Source organism: Desulfomicrobium escambiense DSM 10707, assembly GCF_000428825.1.
GTDB lineage: Bacteria > Desulfobacterota > Desulfovibrionia > Desulfovibrionales > Desulfomicrobiaceae > Desulfomicrobium > Desulfomicrobium escambiense.
On record NZ_AUAR01000004.1, the window covers coordinates 150,901 to 170,485 of the forward strand.

Sequence of the window (19,585 nt, forward strand, 5' to 3'; positions counted from 1 at the left end):
GGGGTCAGAATTTCCGCAGGTGATCCAGAATGAGGGCCGCGACCCGGGTGTAATCGCCGTTGAAGTGATGGGAACCGGGAAGCGTGACGATGGTGGCCTCGTCCGGGCCCAGTTCGCGGCAGAGGGACGATTCCTCCTCCTGTCCGTGCAGGCAGAGCAGGGGAATGGGCGCGAGCTTTCGGACCTCGGGGAGCAGGGCGATGTCCTGGGCCGCCTCGTCGTCGTGGAGCCAGTCCGAGACGTGGAACTCCAGTTCCACGAACCTGCTCGGCGCCAGCAGGGAGATCTGGCGGACGGTGCCGCGCAGGTCGGGGGGCAGGTTGTTGACCATGGGCGGCAGGGCGTCTGCCCCCAGGGAGAAGCCGATGAGGACGACCCGCTTCGAGCCCCAGGCCGCGAGGTAGTGGCGCATGATCCGCGACAGGTCCGCTCCGGCGCCTTGGGGCGTGCGCCTGGTCCAGAAGTACTTCATGGAGTCGAGGCCCACGACGCCGACGCCGCTTTTCGCCAGGAGGGCGGCGATGTCCTTGTCGATGCCGGCCCAGCCGCCGTCGCCCGTGACGAACACTGCCAGGGTGTCCGAGGCCTGGCCCTCGGCGGGCACCTCCACCAGTGGCAGGTCGTCGACGTCGCCCCGGTGCCCGGCGTTCAGGTCGGGCTCGTGCTGCACATGGGCTTCCACGGCCTCCCGGACGATGTCGCGCCACATGGCCGTGTCGGCGTAATCCGTGGCGTCGGGCAGAATCTTCAACCGCACGCCTTTCATGCCGTCCGTGAAGCCGCGCAGGGCGGATTCCGGAAAGACCGGGTCGTTCTGGGCCTGAACCACGGTCCAGGGCAGTTCCGCCTTGGCGAAGGGCTCGTAGCGCACGCCACCGGCCGTCCTTGTCCAGGTCAGCCCGCGGCCGAAGCCGAAGGGCTGCGTCAGTTTCAGCTCCGGCCTGAAGCCGAGGCTCACGCCGGCGGGGAACGTCCCGGCGGGCGCCTGCACCAGACTCGCGTAGACGATGCCCGCCCCGGCGCCGTGGCCGATGAGCAGCGGGGCCGTGAGCCGGGGCAGGCCCAGGCTCTTCTGCACGTACTTGCTCATGGATTCGAGTTCGAGGGACACGTTGGGCTCGTAGTTCTCCCGCGCCACGTTCGCGAAGTAGCGCTGCACGTCCACGCCCGCCACCAGCGCCCCTGCCTCTCCGGCGACCCTGGCCAGTTCCTCCTCGGTTTTGTCCCAGCCGGAGTCGTCGGAGAGCACGATGGCGACCATGGACGGGTCCGTCTGCCGGCCGCGCAGGATCAGCTCCCCGAAGGGGCCGAACGCCAGTGGCCCTGCGGCCGGGAGCCCTCCGGCTGGAGCCGGCACGGCCTGGAGCAGAAGCGCCAGAAGCGCGGCGAGGCGGATCAGGCCCTTCATTTGCCCACCATCCCGCGCACGCCGCCGGCCACCAGCGCGGCCACTTCGGTCAGGATTCCCGGCAGGGCCAGGCCGCCCGGCGCCAGCAGGTAGGTCGGCTCCCAAGTGGGCCCGAACTTCTCCTTGAAGGCGCGCAGCCCCCTGAAATTGTAGAAGTCTTCGGCGTGCGAATACAGGAAGTTGCCGACCTTGTTCCAGGTCGGGGCCAGGGCGTGGGTCTCCAGGCCCGAGAAGGGCGAGACGCCGAGGTTGAAGCGCGCGAAGCCCTGCTGCTGGCCCCAGAACATGAGCATGAAGAGCAGGTAGTCCATGACGCCGCGCGGCGCGCCATGCACGAAGCGCATGAGGTCGATGGCCAGTTCGGTCCTGCCGCCCGTCCAGACATTGCCGAAGGCCAGGATGCGCCCCTCCTGCCGGACCACGGCCGTATGGAAGCGGGCCAGGTAGTCGGGGTCGAAGCGCCCCAGGGAGAACCCTTTCTCGCGGGCGTTCTTGAGGGACAGCCAGGCGTCGGACACGGCCCGGAGTTCGTCGTCGATGCCCGCAAACCCTTCGGGCGGAATGACCTCGAAGACGCAGCCGTTCTTTTCCAGGTTGTTCTTCTTGTAGCGCAGCCCTTGCCGTGACGCTCCGTTCAGGTGGAAGGACGGCAGGTCGACGATGGCCTCCTCGCCGATCTTCAGCAGGCTCAGGCCCGTGTCCCAGAAGAGGTGCAGCCGGTCCTGGGGCACGCCGTAGAAGACGGGGCGCCCACAGTGGCGGTCGCAGGTCTCGCGGAATTGCCAGATGAGCTCCTGGGCCTCGTCCTCGCGGCCCACGGGCGGGCCCATGGTCACCCAGGTCCGTCCGGTGACGCCGAACATGAGGAAGGATTCGCGGCTCTGGCTGAAGAGGAAGGTCTTGTCGCCCAGCAGGGCCAGGTTGGCGCGGGTGTGCGGGGTTTCGGCCACGATGCCGCGCACGCACGCCTCGTCCTCGGGGCCCACGGGGGCTGGGCGGTAGGGAGCCGGCGCCAGCAGGCGCATGAAGGCCAGGCACAGTCCGGCCGTTCCGGCCCCGGCCCAGGCGCGGACCACGTTGGGCACGGAGCCGTCCGTGGTCAGGGTCAGCCAGAAGTCGTCGGCCTGGCCGCCGAGTTTCCAGGACGTGGCGGCCAGGGCCGTGGTGGCAGTCAGGACCAAGGCCATGGCCACGATCCAGCCGGGGGTGAAACGGTCCGAAAACATGCTCGAATGACGGGAGAAGCGCGCGCGGTTGACCACGAGCAGCGTCAGGGCGACGCCGAGGATGATCGCCTCCTCGTAGTCGCCGCCGCGCAGCAGTGCCGCGAGCATCCCCAGAACCAGCATGACCGCCGTCAGGTGGAAGGCCACGTCCAGGCGCCGCTGGATGCCGCGGGCCAGGAAGAGCAGGCACATGCCGATGACGCTGCCCATGAGGTGGGACCCGCCGACCACCGAGCCCGGCAGGTGGTCCTTCAGCCACAGCAGCCTGCCGGCCAGGGACGGCGTGGCGCCGGACAGGAGCAGCACGGCCCCGGAAGCGAAGGTCAGGGCGGCCAGGGCCTGGGGCACCATGGTCGCGCTGCCGCGCACGCCGGCGTGGGCCAGGAGGCGCAGGACCGGGACCGTTTCCAGGGCTTCGCGCACAGCCAGGGTCAGGGCCGCCAGCAGCAGCGGCAGGATGTAGTAGATGCAGCGGAAGGCCAGCAGGGCGGCGAAGAGGCTGCCGTTGTCCGCGGCGTCGGGCGTGAGCAGCATGAAGGCCGTCTCGAAGACGCCCACCCCTCCAGGAGCCTGGCTGGCCACGCCGGCCAGCTGGGCCAGCATGAAGCGGGTGAAGAAGACCGTCAGTCCCGGATCGCCCGGCAGCAGCACGTAGAGAATCAGGCCGGACAGGCCCCAGTCGAGGATGGAAAAGAGCACCTGCACCGCCGCCATGGCCGTTCCGGGGGCCGGAATCTGGAAGCCCAGAATCGAGAGGGGCGAGCGCCAGCGGGTCGACATCAGGATGTAGAGCAGCGGAAGCGCCGCCAAGAGCGCGCCCAGGATGTCGCCGCCCAGGGCCAGGGTGTGGGCGGCTTCTGGGCTCAGCAGCAGGGCCAAGCCGCCCAGGCCCACCAGACCGAGCCAGAGGCTGACGGTGGTGAAGATGGTGATGCGTCCCACGTCGGCCGGGGACAAACCCCAGGCGGCGTAGAGGCGGAACTTGATGGAACTCCCCGAAAGGAAGGAGAAGCCCAGGGTGTTGGCGAAGGCGTTGCCGATGAAGGACGAGATGGCGATGCGCTTCAGGGGTTGTGGCACCCCTGCGTAGCGGCAGGCGAAGAGCTCGTACCCGGCCAGAACCATGTAGTTGAGCACGGCCAGGGCCAGGGCCAGGCCGATGCCTTGGCGCGGGATGGAGGACAGGGCGGACCATATCTGTCCGACGCTGACGTGGCTGAGCTCCTGGTTCAAAAAGCGCAGGGCGGCCGCGATGAGAACCAGGGAGACCACCGGCCCCCAGAAAGAGACGGAACGAAATCGCATGGATGCTGCTCCACTGCGCCACCCGGTCCGGACGGCGCCTTCGGTGTTTGTTCTATGGATTTGGGTCGAAGCGTTCCTGGGTCCGGGGCTGGGAACGGACATGGGGAACAGGGAATGGAACGCCGGGCTTCCGCGATTGCGCGGACAGCCCTCCGACCAGGGCAAACTCCCATAGGAGGAGTCCGGGGTTCTGTAAACGGTCATGTTGCGGGCGGCCTGGGCTGATTCGCGGCCGACCTGACGTGGCCTTGCGCCGAAAGCACGGGGTTCATCCTGGCGGAGGCGTTTCGGGCCCGGATTCGTCCAGGCCGGCGCGCTACGCGTTGTCGAGGAGTTGGCGCCCCTCATTTAGGGCTGCGGAGGTGGACTCTTCGAATTCCTTGCCCCAGACCGCAGCGGGGTGGTAGGAAGGCATCATGGATATCCGATCGTTTCTTTGTTGGGCCATGGTCCTCCTCTTCGCAGCGGGCGTGGCGCCAGCCTCGGCGGCCTCGGCCGGGCAGGACGGCCCCAGGGTGCTGGTCATCCACTCCTACGCCCCGGACTATGCCTGGACGCGTGACATGCAGGCCGGGATCGTCTCGGTTCTGGACGCCCCGGAGGTTCGGGCGCGCTGGCGCGTGGAGCACATGGACGCCAAACACCGCGATTCGCCTTCGTACCAGGCCCGCCTGCTGGAGTTGTTCCGCGAGAAGTACGCCGGGGAGCGGTTCGACGGGATCATCCTGACCGACGACCATGCCCTGGACTTCACGGTCCGGCACCGGGACGAGCTGTTTCCCGGCACACCCGTGGCGGCCTGCGGCATCAACGACCTGAAGTCCGTGCCGCCGGGCGCCGAGGACATGAACATCATCATCGAGCGGCTGGCGCACGTCGAGACGCTCACCGCGGCCCTCAGACAGAACCCCGGGACGCGGAAGGTCCATGTGGTCATCGACGGCACCCTTACGGGCAAGTCCATCCTGCGCGAGTTTCTGGAACAGGCCAGGGCTTTGTCCGGACAGGTCGAGGTGGACGTGGCGCCGCCCATGACCAGGGCTCAGCTCGAAGTCTTCGCCAGGGAGCGGGCCAGAGGGGAGATCATCTACCTGCTGGTCTATTTCCAGGACGCGGCGGGGGAGGTCTTTGCGGCCGAGGACATCCCGCGGGCCCTGGCCGCCGCCTCGCCCGTGCCGGTCTACGTGGCCTGGGACTTTCAAATGGGCACGGGCGTGGTCGGCGGGTGCGTGACCAGCGCCTTCGGGCACGGCCGCATGGCTGCCCGGACCCTGCTGGACCGCCTGGCCGGGAAGAACCCCCCGCATGCCTACAGCGGGCTGCAGGAGGTGAACCGGCATACCTACGATTTCGCGGCGCTCTCGCGTTTCTCCATCCCTGTCGAGACACTGCCGCAGGGCGCGCTGGTCCTGAACCGCCCCCTGTCCTTTTTCGAGCTGCACCGCGAGGTCATCCTCTGGGCCCTCGTCGTCATCGTCGTGCTCGGCGTGATCATCGCGCTCCTGGTCCTGAACGTCGTCAAGCAGCGCAGGATCAACCGGGACAACGCGGAGATCATGACCCTCAACCGCGAGATGATCGAGACCCAGCGCGAAATGCTGACCACCCTGGGCGAGGTCATCGAGTCGCGCTCCCAGGAGACGGCCAACCACGTGCGGCGGGTGGCCGCCTACTCGGCCCTGCTCGGCGAAAAGTACGGCCTGGGCCCCGAGGACATCCTCATCCTCGAGGCTGCGGCGCCCATGCACGACATCGGCAAGATCGGCATCCCGGACTCCATTCTCAACAAGCCGGGGACGCTCAGCGACGAGGAGTACGAGAGCATCAAGCACCACACCGTCATCGGCCAGCGCATCTTGCACACCTCGGACCGCAAGCTCATGGCAGCGGCGCGGACCATCGCCCTGCAGCACCACGAACGCTGGGACGGCACCGGCTACCCCTGCGGCCTGAAGGGCGAGGAGATCAGTCTGTCCGCGCGCATCTGCGCCCTGGCCGACGTCTACGACGCCTTGTCCCTGGGCCGCGTCTACAAAAAGGCCTGGCCGAAGGAGAAGGTCCTGGACTTCATCCGCGGCGAGCGCGGCGGCATGTTCGACCCGAAGGTCGTGGACCTCTTCTTCGAGAATCTGGACGCCATCGAAGCCATCGGGTACCGCCTCTCGGACGATACTGCGGAGCGGCACGTGCAGGATATCACCGGCAAGGTGGTCTGCCCGCTGCGCGGATAGGAAGGGCTGGGCTTTTGGTGGACGAAATGGACGTTATGGACGAGATGGATCCGATGGACGGGGCCCTGCCCAGTGCCTTTTGGGGGCGTCCATATCGTCCATGAGGTCCATACCGTCCATAACGTCCACAATTCTTGCCCCCATCAGGAGCTTTTCATGCCACATCCAAGTGCATTTCCCAAGGTTTGGGCCCATCGCGGGGCGCGTAGCGCTGCCCCGGAAAACACGCTGGCCGCGGCCCGGGCGGCCCTGACCCAGGGCGCCTTCGGCTGGGAGCTGGACGTGCGCCTGACCCTGGACGGCGCCGTGGTGGTCGCCCACGACCAGGGCCTGCGGCGTGTCACGGACATCGCTCGGCGGCCGGATATGCCCGGCCGGGCCGACCATCTCGCGGACCGGCTGACCCTGGCGCAGCTCCGGTCACTGGACGCCGGAAGCTGGTTCGCCAGGCGAGACCCTTTCGGGACCGTGGCCGCCGGCGAGGTTTCGCCGCAGGAACTGGCCGCCTTCGCCGGTGAGCGCGTCCCGACCCTGGCCGAGGCCCTGGAGTGGACCCGCGGCGCGGGATTGGCCGTGAACGTCGAGATCAAGGACATGCTGGGCGGCGACGACGCCCTGCTGGTGTACGAGACGGTCCGGCTGATCCGGGAATCGGGGCTGGGGGGCGACAAGGTGCTCGTCTCGTCCTTCCGCCGGGCCTCGCTGGAACTCTTCCGCGAGCTGTGCCCGGAGGTGCCCGTGGGCCTGCTGCTGGACGAAAAGGCCACGGCCGCGCCCGTGGCGGACATCCTGGCCAGCCTGCGGGATCTGGGCGCCGCGGCCCTGAACCCCTGCGTTCGCACCCTGGCGCCCGGCCGCGCGGCCGCCTTTCGGGAGGCCGGCTTCGACGTCAACGTCTACACCGTGAACCGCCCGGAGGACATGCTCCGCCTGGCCGCCGAGGGCGCCGCGGGCATCATCACGGATTTCCCGGCCAGGGCGCTGGCCGTGCTGGGGGGCAAGGGGCAGGAATAATGGACGAGGTGGACGGCATGGACCGTATGGACGAAATGGACGCCCCCTGAAGGCATTGGGTCGGGCCCTGTCCATCGGGGCCATCCCGTCCATTCAGTCCATTCAGTCCATACGGCGGCGTGCCCGGTTGCGTCACTCGGCCAGGCAGCTTCTGGCCAGTTCGCGGTAGGCGCGGACCTGTTCCTCGGCCCACTCGCCGTCGCGCCCCAGTTCCCGGGCCATGATGGCGGCCACTTCGGGGGCGATCTCCATGCTCACGGCCGCATCCAGCACGATGGCGCGGGTGCGGTGGCGCAGCACGTCGGGCAGGGTCATGGCCCATTCGCGGCGTACGGCCCAGACCACCTCGGCCCGCAGGTAGGGCAGCTTGTAGTGCAGCGGGCGGCCCAGCTCGGGGTCGTGGCGGATCAGTTCGCGGATATCCTCGATGTCACTGCCGTAGACCGAGAGGTGGTCGCGTGGGTCCAGGCCGTTCATCCAGCCGTGCAAGGGCAGGTTCTCGGTCTTGCACGAGTGCGACGGCAGGCCGGCCAGGCGCGCGGCCTGGGTCACGGTGTCCTCCCCCATCTTGCGGTACGTGGTCCACTTGCCGCCGGCGATGGTCACCAGTCCGCTCTGGGAGATGGTCAGGTGATGGTCGCGGGACAGGGAGGCCGTGCGGTCGGTGCCCTGGGCCCGGATGAGGGGCCGGATGCCGGTGAACACGCTCAGCACGTCGCTGCGCCTGGGGTCGCGGGTCAGGTAGCGGCCGGCGTGCTCCAGCAGGAATTCGATCTCCTCGTCCAGGGGCCTGGGCTCGGCCGCCGGGGCGTCCAGGGCCGTGTCCGTGGTCCCGACCAGGACGCGGCCGTGCCAGGGCACGAGGAAGATGACGCGGCCGTCGTCGGTGTGCGGGACCATGATGGCCGTGTCGCCGGGCGAGAAGGACTTGTCCAGGACCAGGTGGATGCCCTGGGACGGGGCGATGAGCGGCGGGGCCGTGGCGTCATCCAGGCGCATGACCGAGTCCACGAAGATGCCCGTGGCGTTGACGACGACCTTGGCCCGCAGGTGGCGAATGTCCCCGGTCAGGGAGTCCGTGGCCTCCACGCCGCAGACCTGGCCGTCCCCGTCCTTGAGCAGGCCCGTGACGCCCATGTGGTTGACGGGCAGGCCGCCCAGGTCCTCCATGGTCCGGGCCAGGGTGACGGCCAGGCGCGCGTCGTCGAACTGGCCGTCGTAGTAGATGACCCCGCCGCGCAGGTCCGTGGGTTCGAGGTTGGGGATCATGTTCAGGGTCTTGGCCCGTGAGAGGATGCGCGAGCGGCCGAAGCCGAGCTTGCCGGCCAGCATGTCGTAGAGCTTGAGGCCGATGCCGTAAAAGGGCCGCTCCCACCAGGCGTAGTCCGGCACGACGAAGGCCTGGTTGGTGACGAGGTGGGGGGCGTTTCGGAGCAGCACGCCGCGCTCGTGCAGGGCGTCCATGACCAGGGCCACATTGCCCTGCTGCAAGTAACGCACGCCGCCGTGCACGAGCTTGGTGGAGCGGCTGGACGTGCCTTGGGCGAAGTCGCGCTCCTCCAGGAGCAGGACGCGGTAGCCGCGGCTGGCCGCGTCTACGCCGCAGCCCAGGCCCGTGGCCCCGCCGCCGATGATGATCATGTCCCACGGGGTGGGCGTGTCGAGCTGTTCGAGCAGGTCGGTTCTGAGCATGGGACCTCCGGTGGTTGCTTTCGCGCCCCATAGCACGTCTGCGGGCCGAGGGCCAGACGGAGCGGCGCAGTCCCCCGGCCTTGACCTCTGGGCGGATGTTCATAGATGTTCGGTTTGCGGGCATCCCGCCCGCCACTACGGAGAACCTGATGACGCAACCCACCGTCGGCATTGTCCGCACCCAGTCCTTCACCTTCGCCCACCCGCCCCACGCCATGGCCCTCGACAGCGGGGTGGGGCTGGGGCCCGTGTCACTGGCCTACGAAACCTACGGCGAACTGAACGCCGAGAAGTCCAACGCCGTGCTCATCTGCCACGCCCTGACGGGCGACGCCCACGTCGCCGGCTACCATGCCGGCGACGACAGGCCCGGCTGGTGGGAGCACTACGTGGGACCCGGCAAGCCCATCGACACGGACCGGCACTTCGTCATCTGCGCCAACGTCATCGGCAGCTGCATGGGCTCCTGCGGCCCGTCCTCCATCAACCCGTCCACGGGTCGCTACTGGGGCCTGGATTTCCCCATCGTGACCATCCCCGACATGGTCCGCGCCCAGCGTGAGCTCGTGCGCCATCTCGGCGTCGAGCGCCTGCGGGCCGTGGTCGGCGGGTCCCTCGGCGGCATGCAGACCCTGCAGTGGGCGGCCAGCTACCCGGAGATGGTGGACGGGATCATCGCCCTGGCCACGACGAGCCGCCACTCGGCCCAAGCCATCGCCTTCAACGAGGTGGCCCGGCAGTCCATCATGAGCGATCCCAACTGGAAGAACGGCGACTACTACGACGGCGTGCGGCCGGACCTGGGCCTGGCCGTGGCGCGCATGATCGGGCACATCACCTATCTTTCGGACGAGTCCATGCACGTGAAGTTCGGCCGCGAGCTGCGCGGCGGGGCCTTCGCCTTCAACTTCGAGGGCGATTTCCAGGTCGAGAGCTACCTGCACCACCAGGGCAAAAAATTCGTGGAGCGCTTCGACGCCAACGCCTTCCTCTACGTGACCAAGGCCGCCGACTATTTCGACCTGGACCTGGCCAACCCCGAAAGTCCCGCCAGACGCGCCCTGGCCGGGACAGCGGCCCGCTTTCTGCTCGTGTCCTTCACCTCGGACTGGCTCTACCCGACCTACCAGTCGCGCCAGGTGGTGGACGTGCTGAAGACCCTTGGACGGGACGTCAGCTTCTGCGAAATCACCGCGCCGTGGGGGCACGACGCCTTCCTGCTGCCCGACGAGCGGCTGGAGACCGTCATCCGCGGCTTCCTGGGAGGGCTCCATGGCTGCTGAACGCTGCGCGGACGCCGCGCCGGACCTGCGCTTCGACCTGCGCATCGTGGCCTCGTGGATCGAGCCGGGCAGCCGCGTGCTGGACCTGGGCTGCGCCGACGGCCGGCTCCTGCGCCACCTGCGCGACACCAAGGGGGTCAAGGGGCTGGGCATCGAGCACGACGAGGACGAGGTGGTGTCCTGTGTCGCCCAGGGGCTCTCGGTCATCCACGGCGACATCAACACGGAGCTCCCCGGCTTCCCGGACAAGGCCTTCGACTACGTGGTCGTGTCCCAGACCCTGCAGCAGGCCTACAGGCCCACGGAACTCCTGCATCAGCTGCTGCGGGTCGGGCGGCGGGGCATCGTCAGCTTCCCCAATTTCTGCTGCCTGCAGGTCCGCCTGCAGATGGCCTTCTCCGGCCATGTGCCCGTCACGCCGGAACTGCCGTACCAGTGGTACAACACGCCCAATATCCGCGTGCTGAGCCTGGAGGATTTCAAGACATATTCACGGGCCGTGCCCTTCGCCATCACCCGCTCCCTGGCCGTGAACCCGGCCCCGGACGGGTCGGCCAGACAGGTGCGTTTCTGGCCCAATCTTCTGGCATCATACGGAATTTTCATGATAACCGCCGCGTGAGGAGCGGACCCCGGGCCTGGCCCGGAAAGGAGGAAACATGCAACGATTCGAGACCAAGGCCCTGCACGCAGGGTACGCCCCGGACGCCACGGGTTCCCGCGCCGTGCCCGTGCACCGCACCTCGGCCTATATGTTCAAGGACGCGGATCACGCCGCCGACCTCTTCGCCCTGCGCCAGCTCGGGCACATCTACACGCGCCTCGGCAGCCCTACCCAGGAGGCCCTGGAGACGCGCCTGGCCATGCTCGAGGGCGGCAAGGCGGCCCTGGCTCTGGCCTCGGGCACTGCGGCCATCCACTATACCGTCATCAACATCTGCCGCCAGGGCGACGAGCTCGTCTCGTCCTCGACCCTCTACGGCGGCACGCACACTATGTTCGCGTCCATCCTGGCCGACGCCGGCATCACCACGCGCTTCGTCGACATCCACGACCCGGCGTCCGTGCGCGCGGCCATCAACGACCGCACCAGGCTCATCTACACCGAGGTCATCGGCAACCCGGCCCTGGACGTGGCCAACATCGAGGCCCTGGCGGCCATCGCCCACGAGCACGGGCTGCCCCTGGTGGTGGACGCGACCTTCGTCACGCCGTACCTGTTCCGGCCTCTGGAATATGGCGCGGACATCGTCGTGCATTCGCTGACCAAGTGGATCGGGGGGCACGGCACGGCCATCGGCGGGGCCGTGATCGACGGCGGGACCTTCGACTGGACCGACCCCAAGTTCGCCCTCTACAACGAGCCCGACCCTTCCTACCACGGCCTGCGCTACGCCCATGACCTGGGCGAGCTGAACCCCCTGGCCTTCATCATGCGCCTGCGCCTTGTGCCCCTCAGAAACCTCGGCGCCTGCCTCTCGCCCGACAACTGCTGGATCTTCCTGCAGGGGCTGGAGACCCTGGCGCTGCGCATGGAGCGCCACAGCGAGAACGCCCTGCAGGTGGCCGAATTCCTGTCGGCCCACCCCAAGGTGTCCTGGGTGCGCTATCCCGGCCTGCCGGGCGACCCGTCCCACCAGCTGGCCAAGACCATGTTCCCGCGCGGCTGCGGCGGCATGGTCGTCTTCGGCGTGCAGGGCGGCCTCGACGCCGGGCGGCGCTTCATCGACCGCCTGGGCCTGGTCTCGCACCTGGCCAACGTCGGCGACGCCAAGTCCCTGGCCATCCACCCGGCCAGCACTACGCACTCGCAGCTGTCAGAGGCCGAACAGGCCGCGGCCGGCATCACCCCGGACCTGGTGCGCCTGTCCGTGGGCATCGAGCACATCGACGACATCCTGGCCGATCTGGACCAGGCTCTGCAGTGACGGGACAGAGGCGGGGAGAAGGGATTTCGAATTGTGGATCATAGTGATACGAAATTCACCGAAACTGTATCTTTTTGGGGCACCATGCGTCTTGCGATGAGCTAAACCAGGCATCCAATCCCCCGGTTTTCCAGGATATGGTGCATGTTGGCCGTGTATTTGAATGTACCGCTTCCGCGGAAAATTCCTGTGGCGGTATGACCCGCATTTACCCGCCACGGTCCTCTAACCGGAAGGAGACTGTATGCCGAAGTACATCATCGAGCGCGAGATTCCCGGCGCGGGCAGCATGTCCGCCGAGACCCTGAAGGGCATTTCCCAGCATTCCTGCGGCGTGCTCAGGGAGATGGGCCCGTCCATCCAGTGGGTGGAGAGCTTTGTCACGCCGGACAAGATCTACTGCGTCTACATCGCCGAGAACGAGGCGGCCGTACGCGAGCACGCCACCCGCGGCGGCTTCCCTGCCAACAGCGTGACCGAGGTCAAGACCATCATCGACCCGACGACGTCCGAAGGGTAAGGCGCGGGTCCGGAACCTCGATCGACAGATCAAAATCAGAGGGCCTGCCGGCATCATGTCGGCAGGTCCTCGACGTTTCCGGGACTGCGTGTCCTCTGGACCCTCAAGGCGCGGTCCATCGATTGCAGCGTTCAGCTTCTTGTTTGGTGGAGCGTTCTTCCTTCTGGAAGATGTGCCTGTCATGATTGGCGCTCACCGTTCGTTCCCGTTCAAAAAGCGCCGTTCGCCGCTTAAATCGCGACATATTTCTTGCCAATCACGACAAATCGCGACATGCATGATGTCGCGATTTGTCACTTTTCACCACGGCAAGGCCCAACCATGCCTATTTCCACACAGCGAAAGGCGGAAATCCGCGAAATTCTGCTGCATCATACCGGGGGGCTGACCAGTACCGGCATTCGGGAAGCTCTGAACGATCCTCCGCATCCGCGCACAGTCCAGCGCTGGCTGGCCGAACTCAGGGAGAGTGGCCTTCTGGCGGTTACCGGTCAAGGCCGGGCCACCGTGTACAGCCTGAGCGCCGCGGCCGCGTTCGGCCAGCAGGCGGAGTCTGGGCTGTCCAGCGCCGAGGCCGACGCCGAGGCCAGCATCCCCCTGTCCGAGGAAGGCAGGGAGATTCTGGCCTACATCCGGCGCCCGCGAGCCGGCCGGAACCCGGTCGGGTATGAGCGGAACTTTCTCGATGACTATGTCCCGAATTCAACCTGGTACCTGGGCGAAGTCGCCAGGCGGCATCTGCGGCGCATCGGCGACACGGGCGCGTTCGACAGGCCGGCGGGGACGCATGGCCGGGCGATTCTGAACCGGCTGCTGATCGACCTTTCCTGGGCCTCGAGCCGCCTGGAGGGCAACACGTATTCTCGTCTCGAAACGCGCAACCTGATCGAGTTCGGTCGCCAGGCCGAAGGCAAGGATGCCCAGGATGCCCAGATGATCCTGAACCACAAGGCGGCCATCGAACTGCTGTTGGACGAGGCGGATTTAGTGGGTTTCGACGCGCAGACCTTTCTCAGCCTGCATGGGCTTTTGTCCGAGAACCTGATGTCCGACCCGGAAGCATCTGGACGCCTGCGCACCCGGCCCGTGCATTTCGGCGGGTCCGTCTTCGTACCCCTGGCCTTGCCCCAGGTCGTCACGGAGTGCTTCCACGCCATTCTCGGCAAGGCTGCGGCCATCGTGGACCCTTTCGAACAGGCGTTCTTCGTGCTGGTTCACATCCCGTACCTGCAGCCGTTCGAAGACGTGAACAAGCGGGTCTCCCGCCTCGGCGCCAACATCCCGCTGATCAAGAGCAACCTGTCGCCCCTGACGTTCATCGACGTGCCGGACAGGACGTATGTGGACGCGATTCTGGGCGTGTACGAAATGAACCGCATCGAACTGCTCCGCGACCTTTTTGTCTGGGCCTATGAGCGCTCCGCACGGGAATATGTGGCCGTGCGCAAGAGCCTGGCGGACCCTGATCCGATCCGGCTCCGGTATCGGCAGGAATTGCGGGAGCTGGTCGCAGGTCTCGTGCGGACCGGACGTAACGACGTGTTGCCGGCTGTGGAGCGGTTCGCGGCTGACAGGGTAGGGATACGGGACCGCGAAGCCTTTGTCGAAATGGTGCAGGATGAATTGAAGCGGCTCCATCCGGGAATTCTGGCGCGGTACCGGCTCCGGCTTTCTGAATTCGAGGCCTGGCAGGTTGCGAGAAGGCTGCCATGACCGAGACCCTGTTCAGGGTTTCGCGGGAACGGACATCGGCCGATAGCATGATCAATGCCGTGCTGCGGATGCGTTTCCATACGTCCCATCACGACTCGTGTCGGGCTTCCGACGCCGGAGATGGACGTGTGGGACGACCCGATGTAGGGGCAATGTCATGTAATCATCGCATTTTCCAGGAGGGATCATGGCTTTGAAGCGAGTGGGTATTCTGACCGGCGGGGGCGACTGTTCCGGCCTCAACGCCGTCATCCGGGCCGTGACCCGTACGGCCATCATCCAGTACGGCGCCGAGGTGCTGGGTCTCGAAAACGGTTTCGACGGCCTCATCTTCGGCCACACCATGAAGCTGACCACCGGGAACACCAAGGACATCCTGACCCTGGGCGGGACCATCCTGGGCACGACCAACAAGGGCAACCCCTTCGCCTACCGCGAGTTCGACGAGGAAGGGCAGATCACGGTCAGCGACCTGTCCGAGCAGGCCATGGATACCTTCAGGATGCTGGGCCTCGACTGCCTGTTCGTGGTCGGCGGCGAGGGCACCCTGGAACTGGCCCACAAGTTTCAGCAGATGGGCATGCCCGTGGTCGGCATCCCCAAGACCATCGACAACGACCTCGAAGGCACGGACTACACCTTCGGCTTCCAGACGGCCGTGCAGGTGGCCTGTGACGCCATGGACCGGCTGCACACCACCGGGCGCAGCCACGACCGGGTCATGATCCTCGAAGTCATGGGCCGCAACGCCGGCTGGATCGCCCTGGAGTCGGGGCTGGCCGGGGGCGCGCACATCATTCTCATTCCCGAGATCCCCTACAACCTCGACAACGTGGTGACCAAGATCCAGTACCGCATCCGCGGCAAGAGCCCGTTCAGCATCATCATGGTGGCCGAAGGGGCCCGCGAGGAGGGCGGGGAGCGCATCACCCAGGGCACGGCCGCCAGCCGCCTGCAGGGTGTGGAGCAGTTGGGCGGCATCGGCTTCCACCTGGCCAACCAGATCCGGGAGCGCATTCCCCTCGAAGTGCGGACCACGGTCCTGGGTCACATCCAGCGCGGTGGCTCGCCCACGGCCTTCGACCGGGTGCTCGGCACGCGCCTGGGCGCCGCGGCCGTGGACGCGGCGGCGCGCGGCGAGTTCGGGACCATGGTGGCCCTGAAGACGCCGGACATCGTGCTCGTGCCCCTCTCGGAACTGGCCGGGCTGTGCCGCACCGTGCCCCTGGACCACCAGCTCATCCGCACGGCCGAGGCCACGGGCGTGAACCTGGGCCGCGGAGCCATGTAGCCGGACCCCAAGGAGGACATCATGACCGGACAGACGGACCCGCGCGTGCTCTTCGCCGCGGAGCGCACGCTCTTCTCCTGGAACAGGACGGGCATCTCACTCATGGCCTTCGGATTCGTCGTCGAGCGCTTCGGCCTCTACATGCAGATCCTGGGCGTGCAGGGCGTGCTCGGGGCCCAGCGGCACCTGTCCTTCATCGGCGGCATGGGCTTCATCCTGCTCGGCGCCTTCGTCGAAATCTATTCCGTGCTCCAGCACAGGCATTTCCTGGCCTCCCTGCACGAGATGGACATCCCTGTCGGCTACAACACCCGCGCGGCCATGGCCATCAACGTGGTTGTGGGATTCATGGGCGTTATGCTGTGCGGATATCTTTTTCTCGGCGTGCTCTGAGTTGAAGGCCGGCCGCAGGGCCGGAGGCCGCGCTGTGCAGAGCGTAACCGCGATATTTGAAAACGGACGGCCGGCCCGGGAACTTCCCGGGTCGGCCGTCCGGCGTCGTGCGTGCATCGTCAGACCGGAAACTTGCGCACCAGATATTCCATGAACCGCGATTTGACCTGGTTCGTGGCCATGGCCTGCTTGATGGGCGGGAGTTTCAGGATCACGCCCAGCACTGCGGCCAGGGCGCGGTGGTTCCAGAGGACGCGGTTGTCGAAGATGAGGTGCTGGAGCTTGCCGCGCTCCAGGGCCATGACCACGGTGCGGTGCACGGAGTTGAGCGGCGTGATGATGCGCTTCTCCCGCGGCTTGAGGGACAGGGCCTTGTCCGGGCAGGCGCGCACGCATACGCCGCAACCCAGGCAGATGTTCTCGTCCACGCGGGCCTTCTTGCGCTTGGGCTGGCGCGGGTCGTTGGCCGAAACCACGCCCATGGCCTCCACGGGACAGGCGGCCGCGCACTTGCCGCAGCCGGTGCAGGCGTTCTCGTCCACCTTGGGCAGAAAGTTCGTGGTGTGCACGGGGTGGAGGCTGCCGAACTTGCGGGCCGCGATCATGGCCTCGCAGCAGCAGCCGCAGCAGTTGCAGATGAAGTTGACCCGCTCGCGCACGTTCTCTCCGAACTGCACCAGCCCGTGTTCCTGCGCCTGGTCCAGCAGGTCCAGGCACTCGGCCGTGTCCACGGGTCGGGCGTGGCCGTGGCGGGACAGGGATGCGGCCGAGGTGTTGAAAGTCATGCAGATGTCCTTGGGTGCGTCGCAGTCGCGGCCCACGTGCTGCATCTTGTGGCGGCAGTAGCAGGTGCTGATGGCCCGGTGGGAGGCCGTGCGGATGACCTCGCTGGCCCGTTCGTAGTCGAGCACATGCACGGCGTTTTCGGCCGAGAGCATTGGCTCCTGCACGAAGACGCGGCCGAGCTGCGTCTCGCCGTCGGCGAAGAGGGCGCGGACAAAGTCCTCCTCGACGTTCAGGTACTGGTAGAAGAGCTCGGCCAGGGCTTTCTGGTCGATGTCGCCGCGCGTACGCATCATGGAGAACTCGAAGAACCCGGCCATGGGCGGGGGCAGGACGTAGGTAGTGCTTCCGTCTTCGGCCACGATGTCCACGAGCATGGCCCGCCCCGCGAGGTCGTCGAGAATGTTCCGGGTTTGCGTCAGGTCCATCTTCCAGACTTCGGCCGCCTTCTCGGGCGTGAAGGGTTTGATGGGCAGCAGGGCGATGAGTTCGGCCTCACGCTCGGAAAAGAGGATCTTCAGGATCTTGTGCAGGGACGTCGATGGCGGGGCGCCCTGGGGACAGCGGTTCAGGCGTTCGGTGAGCTCCGCGTAGCCGGAGCGGTGCGAGTGGTGCGACATGGCGGCTCCTCCGTGAAATTTTCCGAACCATAAGCCTGTCGAGCCGCCGAATAAAGCGAAAATTCGGCAATTCTGGCCGGGAGTTGCAGCTTGTGTCCCCCTCTCGCGTGGAACGCGAATGTCATACAGGCGGCAACAATGTTGAAGTTTACGCGGTTTTGTCTTACATTTCTTGTATGTTGTCGAATTTATGCAAAACAATGCTCCTCCTCGTCTGCCTCGGCCTGCCATGGGCGTGTCCGGCAGCCGAGGTCGCAGCCAACGCCGTGACCTGGATGCACGCGGATTTCCCCCCGTTGCGCATCGTCGACGGGCCGTACGCCGGGCAGGGGCCGTCGGACATGATCCACGGCCTCATGCGCTGCGAGATGCCCGACCTGGACCATCATGTCCTGACCGCCAACCTGAGCCGGACCATGAATTGGATGCAAAAAGGGGAGAAGGTTCTGGCGGTGGGGATCATCCCCAACCCGGAGCGGGATGCCTGCATGCAGTATTCGATTCCATGCGTGCTCGTTCCGCCGGCCTGCCTCGTGGTCAGGGCCGACGATGCGGGCAACGCTCAGGGCGGCCGGGTTGCTCTCCGGGAATTCGTGGCCAGGAAGGTCCTGGGCGTGGCCGTGGACAGGTCCTACGGCCCCGAGGTGGATACCGTGCTGCGGACCGCGCCCGACCAGCCCCGCATCGTGGCCCACACGGGCTCCAACCTGCTCGGCAGCCTGCTGGACATGCTCCTGCGGGGCAGGGTGGACGGGGTGCTGGCCTACCCCTTCGAAGCCACGTACGTGGCCCGCATGAAAGGCCGGGAGCGCGACATCGCCCTCGTCCCCCTGAAGGAGGCGCTGGTCCCGGTCGTCGGCCGCATCGCCGCGCCGCGCACCGCCTGGGGATCGGACATGATCGTCCGGGTCAACGCCGTGCTGCAGCGTCATCGGGGCACGCAGGAGTACAGGCAGGCCTTCGAACGCTGGCTTCCCGCCGGGGCCGTCGAGGACTACCGGGCCATGTACGACGAATTTCTGCTCGCCAAATGAGTTTCCTGCCGACCGCGGCCTCGTGCCGTAGGTCCGGGCCTTTTCACGCCGTCAATCCAGACATGGATCGCTGCCAGCACCTTGCCGGCATCCCACACGTCAGTACCAGTATCCCCACCAGCCCCCGCGCGGCCGCTGCCGCAGGCGGACGTGGGGGAAGGAGGGCGGTTCGAAGGAATAGCCGCCCCAGGCGCCTGGCGTCCGTTCCGGCCGCAGGTCGCGCAGGCGCCTGACGCGTTCCTCCGTGGTCGGGTGGGTGCGCAGCCAGGACGGTTCGGGCAGGCCCCGGCCCGGGAAGAAAATGCGCCGTAGAAAGCCGTTCTGGACCCGTTCCAGCTTGAGCAGGGCCGAGGCCAGCCCGTCGGGGTCGTCGGTCAGGCGGGCGGCGGTCAGGTCGGCGTCGAATTCGCGGGTGCGGGACAGGCCGAGCTGGGCCAGGAGGCTGACCTGCGGCGCTGCGGCCAGGAGGATGAGGGGCCACCAGTCCACGTCGCCGCCGGCCAGGGCCTGGGGCAGAGAGAGGAAGATGAGCACGAGGCCCACGAAGCTCATGGCCGAGGTGATGCGCGAGATGACGTCGGCCAGGCCCATGACGAAGAGGTCGCCGTGGGCGATGTGGGCCGTCTCGTGGGCCAGCACCGCGACGAGCTCGCGCGGGGAGAGGGTGCGCAGCAGGCCGTCGGTCACGGCGATGACCGACGCGTCGCGGCTGCCGACGGCGAAGGCGTTGACCATGGGGCTCGGCACCCACCACAGGGACGGCGGATTCGGGAGGCCGACGCGGCCGGACAGCACGGACAGGGCTTGATGGTATTCTGGCGCCTGGGCCGGGGAAACGGGGCGGGCGCCGTACATCCTGAGCACCCAGCGGGCCGAGAGCCGCGGGGAGAAGATGAGCAGGAACGCGCCCCAGATCACGAGAAACCACAGGCCGTCGGGCCCCCAGAGCATCCAGCCGACGAAGCCGGCGTAGCCCGTCATGAGGCCGAGCAGGAGCAGGGTCTGGAAGCGGTTCAGGCCGCGGTGGGAGGAGAAGCGGACGGGATCGATGGATGGGGTGCGCATGGGGCTCTCCGTTGCTTGGGTTGCCGGTCAACGGATTTTCATAAGCACGATCCCGCCCGGAACAAGGGGACGCCCAGCC

At 67.1% G+C, this 19,585-nt stretch carries 15 protein-coding genes; 10 read left to right on the plus strand and 5 right to left on the minus strand.

The annotated features are described in order from the left end of the window. Positions 1-4 precede the first annotated feature (4 nt). Positions 5-1,408, minus strand: a complete 1,404-nt coding sequence (locus tag G394_RS0105090) for an AcvB/VirJ family lysyl-phosphatidylglycerol hydrolase (RefSeq protein ID WP_028576734.1) — start codon at positions 1,406-1,408, stop codon at positions 5-7. Next, entirely contained in the window at positions 1,405-3,939 is a 2,535-nt protein-coding gene (gene mprF, locus G394_RS0105095) for a bifunctional lysylphosphatidylglycerol flippase/synthetase MprF (protein ID WP_028576735.1), read from the minus strand. The genes G394_RS0105090 and mprF overlap by 4 nt, the downstream gene beginning before the upstream one ends. A gap of 416 nt (positions 3,940-4,355) precedes the next feature. Between mprF and G394_RS0105105 the strand changes: the two genes are divergently transcribed. Beyond that, positions 4,356-6,170, plus strand: a complete 1,815-nt coding sequence (locus G394_RS0105105; protein WP_028576736.1) for an HD domain-containing phosphohydrolase — start codon at positions 4,356-4,358, stop codon at positions 6,168-6,170. Positions 6,171-6,326: 156 nt separating this feature from the next. Continuing rightward, positions 6,327-7,184 (plus strand): glycerophosphodiester phosphodiesterase, encoded by an 858-nt coding sequence (locus tag G394_RS18055; RefSeq protein WP_043774782.1) that lies wholly within the window; start codon positions 6,327-6,329, stop codon positions 7,182-7,184. A gap of 132 nt (positions 7,185-7,316) precedes the next feature. On the opposite strand, the gene G394_RS0105115 is transcribed toward G394_RS18055, so the two are convergent. Further along, a complete protein-coding gene (locus G394_RS0105115) occupies positions 7,317-8,876 on the minus strand; it encodes a glycerol-3-phosphate dehydrogenase/oxidase (RefSeq protein WP_028576737.1) in 1,560 nt (519 codons plus the stop codon). A 149-nt stretch (positions 8,877-9,025) separates the two neighbouring features. On the opposite strand from G394_RS0105115, the gene metX reads away from it, so the two are divergent. The 7 genes from metX (at position 9,026) to G394_RS0105150 (ending at position 16,004) form a co-directional block, all read left to right on the plus strand. Continuing rightward, the gene (gene metX, locus G394_RS0105120; RefSeq protein ID WP_028576738.1) at positions 9,026-10,159 is read left to right on the plus strand and encodes a homoserine O-acetyltransferase MetX; all 1,134 of its coding nucleotides are present in this window, start codon (positions 9,026-9,028) and stop codon (positions 10,157-10,159) included. After that, complete coding sequence (gene metW, locus G394_RS0105125; RefSeq protein ID WP_211226225.1) at positions 10,149-10,781, plus strand: methionine biosynthesis protein MetW; 633 nt, start codon at positions 10,149-10,151, stop codon at positions 10,779-10,781. The genes metX and metW overlap by 11 nt, the downstream gene beginning before the upstream one ends. Before the next feature lie 37 nt (positions 10,782-10,818). Then, positions 10,819-12,087, plus strand: coding sequence for an O-acetylhomoserine aminocarboxypropyltransferase/cysteine synthase family protein (locus G394_RS0105130; RefSeq protein ID WP_028576740.1), 1,269 nt, complete (start codon positions 10,819-10,821; stop codon positions 12,085-12,087). 244 nt (positions 12,088-12,331) lie between these two features. Then, complete coding sequence (locus G394_RS0105135; protein ID WP_028576741.1) at positions 12,332-12,607, plus strand: DUF4242 domain-containing protein; 276 nt, start codon at positions 12,332-12,334, stop codon at positions 12,605-12,607. 321 nt (positions 12,608-12,928) lie between these two features. Then, positions 12,929-14,320: a Fic family protein gene (locus G394_RS0105140; protein WP_028576742.1), complete on the plus strand. Its 1,392-nt coding sequence runs from the start codon at positions 12,929-12,931 to the stop codon at positions 14,318-14,320. Between the two features lie 187 nt (positions 14,321-14,507). Continuing rightward, positions 14,508-15,611: a 6-phosphofructokinase gene (locus G394_RS0105145; protein WP_028576743.1), complete on the plus strand. Its 1,104-nt coding sequence runs from the start codon at positions 14,508-14,510 to the stop codon at positions 15,609-15,611. 21 nt (positions 15,612-15,632) lie between these two features. Continuing rightward, positions 15,633-16,004 carry a YidH family protein gene (locus tag G394_RS0105150; protein ID WP_028576744.1) on the plus strand — a complete coding sequence of 124 codons (372 nt, stop codon included), beginning with the start codon at positions 15,633-15,635 and terminating at the stop codon, positions 16,002-16,004. A gap of 119 nt (positions 16,005-16,123) precedes the next feature. Here G394_RS0105150 and G394_RS0105155 read toward each other — a convergent pair whose 3' ends face one another. Next, entirely contained in the window at positions 16,124-17,407 is a 1,284-nt protein-coding gene (locus tag G394_RS0105155; RefSeq protein ID WP_028576745.1) for a 4Fe-4S dicluster domain-containing protein, read from the minus strand. A 200-nt stretch (positions 17,408-17,607) separates the two neighbouring features. Here G394_RS0105155 and G394_RS0105160 point away from each other — a divergent pair, with 200 nt between their 5' ends. Further along, positions 17,608-18,441, plus strand: coding sequence for a TIGR02285 family protein (locus G394_RS0105160; protein WP_028576746.1), 834 nt, complete (start codon positions 17,608-17,610; stop codon positions 18,439-18,441). Positions 18,442-18,540: 99 nt separating this feature from the next. On the opposite strand, the gene G394_RS18060 is transcribed toward G394_RS0105160, so the two are convergent. Then, positions 18,541-19,506 (minus strand): zinc metalloprotease HtpX, encoded by a 966-nt coding sequence (locus G394_RS18060; RefSeq protein ID WP_084435358.1) that lies wholly within the window; start codon positions 19,504-19,506, stop codon positions 18,541-18,543. Positions 19,507-19,585: the final 79 nt, after the last annotated feature.